The organism is Streptomyces sp. VNUA24 (assembly GCF_029167005.1).
Classification (GTDB): domain Bacteria; phylum Actinomycetota; class Actinomycetes; order Streptomycetales; family Streptomycetaceae; genus Streptomyces; species Streptomyces scabiei.
In genome coordinates this window covers 6,609,145-6,621,086 of record NZ_CP119143.1, presented here as the reverse complement: position 1 = coordinate 6,621,086, position 11,942 = coordinate 6,609,145, and the positions used below count along the sequence as shown (strand labels likewise).

Annotated in this window: 10 protein-coding genes; 4 read left to right on the top strand and 6 right to left on the bottom strand. The window is 71.0% G+C overall.

Annotation, left to right across the window (positions count from 1 at the left end; translation table 11 throughout):
- Window positions 1–273: 273 nt before the first annotated feature.
- The 5 genes from PYR72_RS28410 to galU form a co-directional block, all read right to left on the bottom strand.
- Window positions 274–915 carry a GNAT family protein gene (locus PYR72_RS28410; protein ID WP_037724629.1) on the bottom strand — a complete coding sequence of 214 codons (642 nt, stop codon included), beginning with the start codon at window positions 913–915 and terminating at the stop codon, window positions 274–276.
- A 17-nt stretch (window positions 916–932) separates the two neighbouring features.
- Window positions 933–1,463, bottom strand: coding sequence for a MogA/MoaB family molybdenum cofactor biosynthesis protein (locus PYR72_RS28405; protein ID WP_275457933.1), 531 nt, complete (start codon window positions 1,461–1,463; stop codon window positions 933–935).
- Complete coding sequence (gene moaC, locus PYR72_RS28400; protein ID WP_013002929.1) at window positions 1,460–1,942, bottom strand: cyclic pyranopterin monophosphate synthase MoaC; 483 nt, start codon at window positions 1,940–1,942, stop codon at window positions 1,460–1,462. The genes PYR72_RS28405 and moaC overlap by 4 nt, the downstream gene beginning before the upstream one ends.
- Before the next feature lie 84 nt (window positions 1,943–2,026).
- The gene (gene glp, locus PYR72_RS28395; protein WP_275457932.1) at window positions 2,027–3,349 is read right to left on the bottom strand and encodes a gephyrin-like molybdotransferase Glp; all 1,323 of its coding nucleotides are present in this window, start codon (window positions 3,347–3,349) and stop codon (window positions 2,027–2,029) included.
- Window positions 3,346–4,257, bottom strand: coding sequence for a UTP--glucose-1-phosphate uridylyltransferase GalU (gene galU / locus PYR72_RS28390; protein WP_013002927.1), 912 nt, complete (start codon window positions 4,255–4,257; stop codon window positions 3,346–3,348). Before galU ends, glp begins: the two co-directional genes overlap by 4 nt.
- A 103-nt stretch (window positions 4,258–4,360) precedes the next feature.
- Between galU and PYR72_RS28385 the strand changes: the two genes are divergently transcribed.
- Complete coding sequence (locus tag PYR72_RS28385; RefSeq protein ID WP_275457931.1) at window positions 4,361–4,969, top strand: 5-formyltetrahydrofolate cyclo-ligase; 609 nt, start codon at window positions 4,361–4,363, stop codon at window positions 4,967–4,969.
- An 87-nt stretch (window positions 4,970–5,056) separates the two neighbouring features.
- Here the strand turns inward: PYR72_RS28385 and PYR72_RS28380 are convergent, their stop codons facing one another.
- Window positions 5,057–7,915, bottom strand: a complete 2,859-nt coding sequence (locus PYR72_RS28380) for a penicillin acylase family protein (protein WP_275457930.1) — start codon at window positions 7,913–7,915, stop codon at window positions 5,057–5,059.
- Window positions 7,916–8,283: 368 nt separating this feature from the next.
- On the opposite strand from PYR72_RS28380, the gene PYR72_RS28375 reads away from it, so the two are divergent.
- The 3 genes from PYR72_RS28375 to PYR72_RS28365 all read left to right on the top strand — a co-directional run bounded on the left by PYR72_RS28375 (window position 8,284) and on the right by PYR72_RS28365 (window position 11,885).
- Window positions 8,284–9,897: a potassium/proton antiporter gene (locus PYR72_RS28375; protein WP_275457929.1), complete on the top strand. Its 1,614-nt coding sequence runs from the start codon at window positions 8,284–8,286 to the stop codon at window positions 9,895–9,897.
- Window positions 9,898–10,163: 266 nt separating this feature from the next.
- Entirely contained in the window at window positions 10,164–11,471 is a 1,308-nt protein-coding gene (locus PYR72_RS28370) for an MFS transporter (protein WP_275457928.1), read from the top strand.
- A gap of 69 nt (window positions 11,472–11,540) precedes the next feature.
- Window positions 11,541–11,885 carry an FmdB family zinc ribbon protein gene (locus tag PYR72_RS28365; protein WP_275457927.1) on the top strand — a complete coding sequence of 115 codons (345 nt, stop codon included), beginning with the start codon at window positions 11,541–11,543 and terminating at the stop codon, window positions 11,883–11,885.
- Window positions 11,886–11,942: the final 57 nt, after the last annotated feature.

The following is an 11,942-nucleotide window of genomic DNA, read 5'->3' as shown; positions in this document are numbered from 1 at the left end:
GGGGTTTGCGTGAGGCCATCCGCCAATTGAGCCGGTGTGTCGCACGATCCGGCTGATATTTCGAGCTTTTTTTGTGACCGATCCGATCAGCGGGCCGCCGAGAGCACGAAATTAACGTGCCAGAACGCACTCACAACGCACCGAGAGCGCCCCGAGAACGCCCCGAGAACGTGCCGACTCGTTCAAGCCGGATCGCCGTCCGATCGCCGCGCGTTCACCGGCCGGGGCATTTTTTCGAACACGCATTTCATTTATGGGGGCGTCCATGGGCGTCTATGGCGGCGGCCCCGTGGTGCCGGCGTCGGAACCGGCGTTCCGTGCGTTCCGCGCCCGTTCGCGCTGCCAGCGCCCGAGCAGCCCCTCGGGGACCTCCTCCGCGGTGAGCGCGAAGACGAGATGGTCGCGCCAGGCCCCGTCGATGTGAAGATATCGTGGACGAAGACCTTCCTCACGGAATCCGAGTTTCTCCACCACGCGCCGGCTGGGCCGATTCTCGGGGCGAATGCAGACCTCGATGCGGTGCAGTCCGACGGTCCGGAAGCAGTGGTCCACGACGAGTGCCACCGCCGTCGGCATCACCCCGCGCCCGGCCACCGACTCGTCCACCCAGTAGCCGACGTGTCCGGAGCACATGGAGCCCCAGGTGATCCCGGCGACCGTCAACTGGCCCACCAGCCGCCCCTGGTACTCGATCACGAACGGCAGCATGCGGCCCGCGTTGGCCTCCGACCGCAGATGGCGGACCATCTGACGGTAGGTCGGCCGGTGGGCGATGGGTCCGCTGGGCGTGGGCGGCGGGATGGTCGCCTCCCAGGGGCGCAGCCAGTCCCGGTTGCGCCGGTTCACCTCGCGCCAGGCCCGCTGGTCACGCATCTTTATGGGCCGCAGGACGACTTCGCCGTCGACCAGCGCCACGGGCCAGGATGGAGTGTTCAGCTCGCACCCCCGTGGCCGGATGCCGGGTGGTCCCCGCCGCGGAGCTGGTCGACGGCGTGGGTGAGCAGGGGTTCCAGTACGGCCAGGCCGTCCCGGACGCCGCCGGTGGAGCCCGGCAGGTTGACGATCAGGGTCCGGCCCGCGACTCCGGCGAGGCCCCGGGAGAGTGCCGCCGTCGGCACCTTGTCCCGGCCGTACGCCCTGATGGCCTCGGGGATGCCGGGCACCTCGTGGTCGAGGACCGCGCGGGTGGCCTCGGGGGTGCGGTCGGTGGGGGAGATCCCGGTGCCGCCGGTCGTCACGATCACGTCGTACCCGGCGGCGACTCCGGCCCGCAGCGCGGCCTCCACGGGGTCTCCGTCGGGCACGACCCGGGGTCCGTCGACGGTGAACCCGAACGTCCGGAGCCCCTCGGCGATCAGGGGTCCGCCCCGGTCCGCGTAGACGCCGGCCGCGGCCCGGTTGGAGGCGGTCACGACCAGCGCGCGGTGGGGCGCTCTCCCGGTGTCCTCGGCGGGCGGCGTCATGTCCGGTTCCAGTCGCCCGACTTGCCGCCCGTCTTCTCCTCGACGCGGACGTCCGTGATGACCGCGCCCTTGTCGACGGCCTTGACCATGTCGATCACGGTGAGGGCGGCGACGGAGACCGCGGTGAGGGCCTCCATCTCGACGCCCGTACGGTCGGTGGTCTTCACGGTGGCGTGGATCTCCACAGCGTCGTCCGCGACCGACAGGTCCACCTTGACGCCCGAGACCGCGAGCGGATGGCAGAGCGGGATGAGGTCGGGGGTGCGTTTGGCGCCCATGATCCCGGCGATGCGCGCGGTGGCGAGGGCGTCCCCCTTGGGCACCCCCTCGCCGCGCAGCAGTTCGACCACCGTCGGCGAGACCAGGACCCGGCCGCTGGCGCGGGCGGTGCGCGCGGTCACGTCCTTCCCGGAGACGTCGACCATGCGGGCTGCGCCCGCCTCGTCGATGTGGGTCAGTCGGTCGTGCGGCGTACTCATGGTGGTGTGACGCTCCCGGTCGGGGCCCGTCGCGGTGCGGCGCGCGGTCGGTTGTGCGCGACACGGTACGCCACCCCCGAGGGTTCAGCCGAGCAGGACGACCTCGACCTCCGACGCGGGCTCGACCGACTCGGTGCCCTCGGGGATCACGATCAGCGCGTCGGCGTGCGCGAGGGCCGCCACGAGGTGCGATCCGGCGCCGCCGACGGGCGTGACCTCGCCGTCGGCGTACGTCCCGCGCAGGTACTGCCGGCGTCCCGCGGGCGAGGTCAGCGCCTTGGGGGCGCGGAGGGTGGCCGTGGCCGTCGGCCGGTGGACGTCGGGCAGGCCCATCAGGGTGCGGATGGCGGGCCGGACGAAGATCTCGAAGGAGACGTACGACGACACCGGGTTGCCGGGCAGCGCGAGCAGCGGGGTGTGGTCGGGGCCGATGGTGCCGAAGCCCTGGGGTTTGCCGGGCTGCATGGCGAGCTTGCGGAAGTCGATGCCGGCGCCCTCCTCCTCCTCGTCGCCGACGGACTCCAGGGCCTCCTTGACGACGTCGTACGCGCCCACGCTGACCCCGCCGGTGGTGACGACCAGGTCGGCGCGGACGAGCTGGTCCTCGATGGTGGAGCGGAGGGTCTCGGCGTCGTCGGCGACGGCTCCGACGCGGTAGGCGATCGCGCCCGCGTCCCGGGCGGCCGCGGTGAGGGCGAAGCTGTTGGAGTCGTGGATCTGGCCGGTGGCCGGGGTCTCGCCCGGGGGGACCAGTTCGCTGCCGGTGGAGAGCACGACCACGCGCGGGCGGGGGTGGACGCGGACCGAGGCGTACCCGATGGCGGCCAGCAGTCCGAGCTGCGGCGGGCCGAGGATCGTGCCCGCGGCCAGGGCGCGTTCGCCGGCCTTCACGTCGCTGCCCTGCGCGCGTACGTGCGCGCGGGCCTCGGCGGGGCGGTGCACGGCGACCTGGCCGGTGGCGCCCTCGGGGTTCGCGCTGCGGGCGCGCATCCCGGAGACGGGTCCCTCGCCGAGGCCGCCGTCGGTCCACTCCACCGGGACGACGGCCTCCGCGCCGGGCGGCAGCGGGGCGCCGGTCATGATGCGGGCGGCCTCGCCGGGCCCCACGTGCGGCTGTTCCGCCTGGCCCGCCGCGACGTCCCCGATCACCGTGAGCACGGCCGGGAACTCCTCGCTCGCGCCCGCGATGTCCGCGACCCGTACCGCGTACCCGTCCATCGAGCTGTTGTCGAACGGCGGCAGGGAGATCGGCACCGTGACGTCGTCGACCAGCACGCAGCCCTGGGCGTCGAGGAGTTGCAGCTCGATGGGTTCCAGGGGGCGGACGGTGGCGAGGATGTCCTCCAGGTGCTCGGTCACCGACCAGAGGTGGTCCGGGTCGGTGGTGCGGGTCGCGGCGGTGCTCACTGTGGCTCCATCTCCTCGGCTACGTAACTGCGAAGCCAGGTCCGGAAGTCCGGGCCCAGGTCCTCACGTTCGCATGCGAGTCTGACAATGGCACGCAGGTAGTCGCCACGGTCACCGGTGTCATAGCGGCGGCCCTTGAAGACGACGCCGTGCACGGGGCCGCCGACCTTCTCGTCCGCGGCGAGCTGCTGGAGGGCGTCGGTGAGCTGGATCTCGCCGCCGCGGCCCGGCTCGGTGCGGCTCAGCACCTCGAAGATCTGCGGGGCCAGGACGTACCGGCCGATGATCGCGTAGTTGGACGGGGCGTCGGCGGCCTCCGGCTTCTCGACCATGCCCGTGACCTTGACGACGTCTCCGTCGACCGTGGCCTCGACGGCGGCGCATCCGTAGAGGTGGATCTGTTCCGGCGCGACCTCCATGAGCGCGATGACGCTGCCGCCGTGCTCCTCCTGGACCTGGACCATGCGCTTCAGGAGCGGGTCGCGGGGGTCGATCAGGTCGTCGCCGAGGAGGACCGCGAAGGGTTCGTCGCCCACGTGCGGCGCGGCGCACAGGACGGCGTGGCCGAGGCCCCTGGGGTCGCCCTGGCGGACGTAGTGCATGGTCGCGAGGTCGCTGGACTCCTGGACCTTGGCGAGCCGGTGGGCGTCGCCCTTCTTCTGGAGGGCCGACTCCAGCTCGTAGTTGCGGTCGAAGTGGTCCTCAAGGGGGCGCTTGTTCCGGCCGGTGATCATCAGGACGTCGTCGAGACCCGCCGACGCGGCCTCCTCCACCACGTACTGGATCGCCGGCTTGTCGACCACCGGCAGCATCTCCTTGGGAGTCGCCTTGGTGGCCGGCAGGAACCGGGTTCCCAGACCCGCGGCGGGGATGACAGCCTTGCTGATCCTGGGGTTCGCCTCACTCATGGGCGGAACCATATCCGGTGCCTTTGTGGGGAATCTGTGGCTCCGATGAATTCGTTCTCATATAAGCCGATTACGAACAATACTGGAGCTACCTGTGAGCCGGATGGGACCTGAACCGGAGCTTTCCAAGCGAACGTTGCGACGAGAGCTCCTCCTGGTGAGGAACGGGTTGACGACGGATGACGTCCGGAACACGACGGGCGCCCTTGCGGAACGGGCCCTCGGTCTGCCCGAGCTGGCGCACGCGCGCACGGTCGCGGCGTACGTCGCCGTGGGGAGTGAACCGGGCACGCTCGCGCTCCTCGACGCGCTCCGCGCCCGGGGCGTGCGCGTCCTGCTGCCGGTGCTGCTCCCCGACAACGACCTCGACTGGGGCGCCTACGAGGGAGAGCCCGCCCTCGCGCGCGTACGGCACGGCGGCGGACGCATGGAGCTGCTCGAACCCGCCGGCGAGCGCCTCGGCCCGGAGGCCGTGACCACCGCCGACGTCGTCCTGCTGCCGGGCCTGGCGGTCGACGCGCGCGGGATGCGGCTGGGCCGGGGCGGCGGCTCCTACGACCGTGTCCTGGCCCGCCTGGAACGCGCGGGAGCCGACCCGGCGCTGGTGGTGCTCCTGTACGACACGGAGGTCGTGGAGCGGGTGCCCGAGGAGCCGCACGACCGCCCGGTGCACGCGGTGGTGACCCCGGCGGGGGTACGGCGGTTCCGGTGACCCGCATACGACTGTTCCGGTGACCCGGACACGGAAGCAGCCCTCCACGCGCGCGTGGAGGGCCGCTTTCCCGCGTTCAGACCGGCGTCACGGTTTCAGCAGCAGCGTGTCGCTGGTGTCGCGCTCGACGGCCTTGTCCGAGAACGACCAGGTCAGCAACTGGCCCTTGACCCACTTGTCGGTCTGGTCGGTGTAGTGCGCGTTGTACGCGTGCCCGGAGGCGCCGGTGAGGTTGATCCACTTGGACTTGTCGAGGTCCCCGAGGTTCACCACCATGCGCATCGAGGGCACCCAGACCACCTCGTAGCCGCCCGCCGCGTTCCAGCCGGTGGCGTTGACCGTGGCCTCGCCGCCGCCGAGCTTCCAGGGGCCGCGGTTGAGCATGTACTTGAGGAAACCGGGGCCCGCGGTGCCGAGGGTCTGGTTCTTCAGGAACAGCCGGTGCAGCCGGCCCCAGCTCCAGGTGTCGATGTCCTTGCCCAGCTTGGCGGTCAGCTCCCAGCGGGCGTCCCGCATGGCCCGGTTGAACAGCTCGTCACGGGTGTCGACGGCGTCCAGGGTGCGGGTCTTCGGCGCGGACCACCAGGCGTTGTCCTGGTCGTCGATGATCCGGCGGACCACCTCGAACCAGCGGTCGCCGCCGTCCGGCTGCGCCTGGTCGGCGTCCCGCCTGCCGCACTCGCGGACCCTGCGGTCCTCGTCGGCCGGCCCGGTGGCGTCGACCGGCTCCACCGACAGGCACTGGCCCTCGACGCGCAGTTCCTTGGGCAGCTTGTTGCCGAAGGCGAGCTTGAGGATGTTGCGCCAGACGGAGTTGAAGTACGCGGCGGCCGCCGAGTCGGCGTCCTGCGTGTAGTCCCAGCCCTCCAGGAGCTTCTGCGCCTCGCGCACGTGCGGGTCGTTCACGTCGATCTTGAGCAGCAGCGGCACGAGCAGCTTGGCGATCTCGCTGCTGTTGTCCATCTGCATCTGCCGCATGTCGTCGGTGGAGATCTTGCCGCCACCCTTGATCTTCGACTCGATGAGACTGGTGATCCGCTGCGCGCGCGTGCCGTAGCCCCAGTCGGTGGTGAGCGTGTACGGGTACTTCTTGTCGACGACGGCCTGGTTCGCGGTGACGATGTAGCCGCGCTTCGGGTCGAACTCCCAGGGCAGTTCGTCCTGGTCGATGTAGCCGGTCCAGCGGTACCTGGCGTCCCAGCCGGGTGCGGGGATCGAGCCGTCGCCCCGGCCCCGGGTGGGGATCTTGCCGGGCAGCTGGTAGCCGATGTGGCCCTCGGTGTCGGCGTAGATCAGGTTCTGCGAGGGGACGTCGAACAGGGCGGCGGCCTTGCGGAAGTCCGCCCAGCCCTTGGCCTTGTTCATGGCGAAGACGGCGTCCATGGAGGTGCCGGGGTCGAGCGCGGTCCAGCGCAGGGCGATGCCGTAGCCGTCGCCGCGGTCGGGTGCGTCCTGGTCCACGGTGGCTTTCTTGCCGACCTGGACCAGTTCGTTGCTGCGGTCGGAGAGCAGCGGGCTGCCGTCCTTGGTGAGCCGGACGACGATCTTCTTCGACTCGCCGCCGGCGACCTCGATGGTCTCCTCGCGGGTCTCGAAGGGCAGGACCTTGCTGCCGTACTGGTAGCCGTCGCCGGTCAGCTTCTCCAGGTAGAGGTCGGTGACGTCGACGCCGGAGTTGGTCATGCCCCAGGCGATGTCGGCGTTGTGGCCGATGACCACGCCGGGCATGCCCGCGAAGGTGTAGCCGGAGACGTCGTACTGGCACTTGGCGGAGACGGCCTTGCAGTGCAGGCCCATCTGGTACCAGACCGAGGGCAGCGACGCCGACAGGTGCGGGTCGTTGGCGAGGAGCGGCTTGCCGGTGATGGTGTGGTCGCCGGAGACGACCCAGGAGTTGGAGCCGATGCCGTTGCCGTTCACGCCGACGGCCTCGGGCAGGTTCTCCAGGACGTTGTAGAGGCCGCCCAGCTGGGTCTGGAGGGCTCCGGAGTCCGTGGACGTCCCCGCGGTGCCCGTACCCGTTCCCGCGCCGCCGGTGCCCTGCGTGGAGCCTCCGGCGCCCTGCCCTGTGCCCGTGCCCGTTCCGGTGCCGCCGGTGCCCGTACCCGTGCCGCCGGTGCCCTGGGTGGAGCCGCCGGCGTTCTGCGAGGAGCCCGACCCGTCCGACCAGGTCTTGGTCAGCTCGTCGTACTGGCCCTCCCGCACGATCGTCCCGTTGCGGTCGTAGGGGTACTGCGGGTACAGGTCGGCGATCTGCTTCGGGCCGAGGCGGCTGGTCATCAGGGCGCGGTCGATCTCGTCCTGCATGTTGCCGCGCAGGTCCCAGGCCATCGCCTTCAGCCAGGCGACCGAGTCGACCGGGGTCCACTCCTCGGGCTTGTAGTCGTTCTCGAAGCCGAGGGCCGCGTACTCCAGCGAGATGTCGGCGCCGTCCTTGCCCGCGAGATAGGCGTTGACCCCCTTGGCGTACGCGTCGAGATACTTCCTGGTCTCGGCCGAGAGCGTCTTCTGGTACTCCTCCTCGGCGATGCGGTGCCAGCCGAGGGTGCGCAGGAACTCGTCGGTGTCGACCTGGCTCTCGCCGAACATCTCCGAGAGGCGGCCGGCCGTCAGGTGGCGGCGCACGTCCATCTCGTAGAACCGGTCCTGCGCCTGGACGTAGCCCTGCGCCATGAACAGGTCCTCGTCGGAGGAGGCGTAGATCTGCGGGATTCCGTAGCCGTCGCGCTTGACGTCGACCGGTCCCGACAGACCGTCCAGGGTTATCGAACCCTTGGTCTGGGGGAAGGAGGCGCGCACGGTGGAGACGGACCAGAACGCCCCGTAGCCGACGCCACCGATGATGGCCAGAACCAGGACGATCAGGAGAAGACGGACTTTGCGTCCCTTCTTCCTGCCGGACTTGCCGGACTGCTGGCCGGAGGAGGCGGGATTGTCGGTGGGCATCGCTGTCCTTGCTGTCCTAACACGAGCGGCAGGTCGGGCTGTGCTTTGTACTGAACGCTGGAGCAACCATAGGCGCAGGGCCCGGCACGACTTGACGCGGAGTCGGGAACTGGCGCGGACGGCTGTTCGATCTTGCCCCCGCGAGCGTCAAGAAATCGTCAAGAGTTAGGTAAGGTAACGAAGTACTTGCACTGACGTAACCGCAATCGCACGGTTTCCGTGATCGGCTCGGCACGCCCACGCGCGCGTGCCCCGCATCCAGTGCTCGGCAGCCCCATCCGGAACCACGTGCGGTTCGGCGAGAAAGGTACGGCCCTCTGACTGTCCACGACCTCAACCAGCTCCTGCTCGTCTGCTCGCTCGTCCTGTTGGTCGCGGTCGCCGCGGTCCGGATCTCGTCGCGCAGCGGGCTCCCCAGCCTGCTCGTCTACCTGGGCATCGGCATCGCCATGGGCCAGGACGGCATCGGCGACATCCACTTCGACAACGCCGAACTGACCCAGGTCATCGGCTACGCGGCCCTCGTCGTGATCCTCGCGGAGGGCGGCCTCGGCACGAAGTGGAAGGAGATCAAGCCGGCCCTGCCCGCCGCCGCCTCACTGGCGCTGGCCGGGGTCGCGGTGAGTGTCGGGGTCACGGCCGCGAGCGCGCACTACCTGATCGGGCTGGAGTGGCGGCAGTCACTCATCATCGGCGCGGTCGTGTCCTCCACGGACGCGGCGGCCGTCTTCTCCGTGCTGCGCAAGATCCCCCTCCCCGCGCGCGTGACGGGCACCCTGGAGGCCGAGTCCGGCTTCAACGACGCCCCCGTCGTCATCCTCGTCGCCGCGCTCTCCATGGCCGGACCGGTCGAGCACTGGTACGTGCTCATCGGCGAGATAACGCTGGAACTGGCGATCGGCGCCGCGATCGGCCTCGCCGTGGGCTGGCTGGGCTCCTGGGGCCTGCGGCACGTGGCACTGCCCGCCTCCGGCCTCTACCCCATCGCCGTCATGGCGATCGCCGTCACCGCCTACGCGGCCGGCGCCATGGCCCACGGCAGCGGCTTCCTCGCCGTCTACCTGGCCTCCGTCGTCCTCGGCAACGCCAAGCTGCCGCACTGGCCGGCCACCCGCGGCTTCGCCGAGGGCGTCGGCTGGATCGCCCAGATCGGCATGTTCGTCCTGCTCGGCCTGCTCGTCACCCCGCACGAGATGGGCGACGACATCTGGCCCGCGCTCGTGATCGGCCTGGTGCTGACCATGGTCGCGCGACCGCTGAGCGTGATCGTCGCGCTGACCCCGTTCCGGGTGCCGTGGCGCGAGCAGACCCTGCTGTCCTGGGCCGGCCTGCGCGGCGCGGTGCCCATCATCCTGGCGACGATCCCCATGGTGAGCGGGATCGAGGGCAGCCGCCGCATCTTCAACATCGTCTTCGTGCTGGTCGTCGTCTACACCCTCGTCCAGGGGCCCACCCTGCCCTGGCTGGCCCGCAAGCTGCGGCTCGGCTCCGGCGAGGCGGCCGCCGACCTCGGCATCGAGTCGGCGCCCCTGGAACGCCTGCGCGGCCACCTGCTGTCCGTCGCCATCCCCGAGAAGTCCCGGATGCACGGCGTCGAGGTCAACGAGCTGCGGCTGCCCCCGGGCGCCGCCGTCACCCTCGTCGTACGCGACGGCACCTCCTTCGTGCCCCTGCCGACCACGGTGCTGCGCCGCGGTGACGAACTGCTCGTCGTCGCCACGGACCCGGTCCGCGACCAGGCCGAACGCCGCCTCAGGGCCGTCGGCCAGGGCGGCAAGCTGGCCTACTGGCTGGGGACGGGGAACGGGAACGGGAACGGGGACGGGGACGGGGACGGGGACGGGGAGGGTGGCGGTGAGGCGAACCGGGGCGGGAGTGGACGCGGAGGCCGGGGCGGGAGCGGGAGCGGAGGCCGGGGCGGCGGGAGCGGAGGCCGGGGCGGGAGCGGAGGCGGGCGCGGGAAAGGTGGGGCGGGGCGTTAAGGGGAGGTTTCGTCCTGTTCACACCCTCTGGATTCGGAGGTGCGGCCGCCCATGGTGCTCGGTTTCACAGGCTCCCCGGCCGATCATCCCTGTACGATGAAGGCGCACTTGATCGGACCAACTCTGCCTGACGCAGAGCTGGCGCGACCGTATGGCGGCCGGGACGCCCCTCTCAGCGGGCTCCGGCATCTACCGCAGTAGCGCAAGAGGACAGCTCTCGGCGCCCCCCGCACGGGCGCGCTACCAGGCGGCGGAAAGGCACGGCCGTGGCATCCACGGTCTCCTCGAACACCTCACGCACCCCGCGCACCCCTGGCCCCTCGAAGGCCTCCCGCCCGGGATACGGGCAGCTGCTGCGCACCCCGCGCGCGTGGACGTTCCTCCTCCCCGGCTTCGCGGCCCGCCAGCCGTTCGCCATGCTGACCCTCTCCCTCGTCCTGCTGGTGCAGCACACCACCGGCTCGTACGGGGCGGCGGGCGCCGTGGCGGCCGCCACCGGTGTCTCCATGGCGCTGTTCGCCCCCTACAGCGGCCGTCTCGCCGACCGGCACGGACAGCGGGCCGTCCTGATCCCCGGCGTTCTCGTCCACGGTGCCGCCGGCCTCACCCTGACGGCGCTGGCCCTGATGGACGCCCCGCTGTGGGCGCTGTTCGTGGCCGCCGTGCCGACCGGGGCGTCGGTGCCGCAGATCGGCCCCATGGTGCGGGCCCGCTGGGGCGTCACACTCAAGGGCTCGCCCCTGATGAGCACCGCCGCCGCCTTCGAGTCCGTCACCGACGAGCTGACCTTCGTGCTCGGCCCGCTGCTCGCGACCGCGCTCTGCACCGCCGTGCACCCGGCCGCCGGTCTGCTCACCGAGGCCGGGCTCACCCTGGTCGGCGGTCTGCTGTTCGCCGCGCAGCGCGCCACCCAGCCCCAGGTCGTTCCCGCGGCGCACGCGCGCGTGGAGCGGGTCTCCGCGCTCGCCGTGCCCGGCGTACGCGTCCTGATCGTCACCTTCCTGGGCATCGGCTCCGTCTTCGGCGGCATGCAGGTCTCCCTCGCCGCCTTCTCCGAGTCGATCGGCGAGCCCGGCATCAACGGCGTCCTGTACGGCGTCTTCGCCGCGGGCAACATGCTCGCCGGCATCGTCTGCGGCGCGATCGCCTGGAAGGCGGCCCCGCAGCGGCGCCTGCTCGTCGGCTACACCGCCCTCGCGCTGGCCGCCTCCGCCCTGTGGACCGCCGACTCCGTGCTCGTGCTCGCCGCGCTCGGCCTGCTGGTCGGCATGTGCATCGCCCCCGCCCTGATCACCGGATACACGCTGGTCGACTCGCTGGTCCCGTCCGGCGCCCGCACGGAGGCCTTCACCTGGCTCACCGGCGCGGTCGCGCTCGGCCAGGCGGCCGCCGTCACCACCGCCGGCCAGCTGGAGGACCGGCTGTGGACCGGCGCCGGATTCCTGGTGCCCGCGGCCGGTACGGTACTGGCCCTCGCCACGCTGTTCGCCCTGCGTACGAGGCTGGTGGGCACCCCCCGGAGCCGTACCGTCGCGCGTGTCGTCGGTCACCGAGTGCCGGTGACAGTGGACTGATCCCGGGGGAATACGTCACTATGGACCGTCGTTAGCACTCATCGAGTGAGAGTGCCAGGAGGAAGACCAGTGCCGACGTACCAGTACCAGTGCACCGAATGCGGTGAGGGCCTCGAAGCGGTGCAGAAGTTCACCGACGACGCCCTGACCGAGTGCCCCGCCTGCAACGGCCGCCTCAAGAAGGTGTTCTCCGCGGTCGGCATCGTCTTCAAGGGCTCCGGTTTCTACCGGAACGACAGCCGCGGCTCCTCGTCGAGCAGTAGCCCCGCGACGTCGAAGTCGTCGGACACGAAGTCGTCCTCGGACTCCAAGTCCGCGTCGACCTCGTCCTCGTCCTCGTCGGGTTCGTCGTCCTCGGACTCGAAGTCGTCGTCCGCGGGCTCTTCCTCCACCAGCAGCACCTCGGCGGCCTAGCACCCTCGTCCGGGACCCCGCCGTCGTACGACGGCGGGGTCTTCGGCGTGTCCGGGC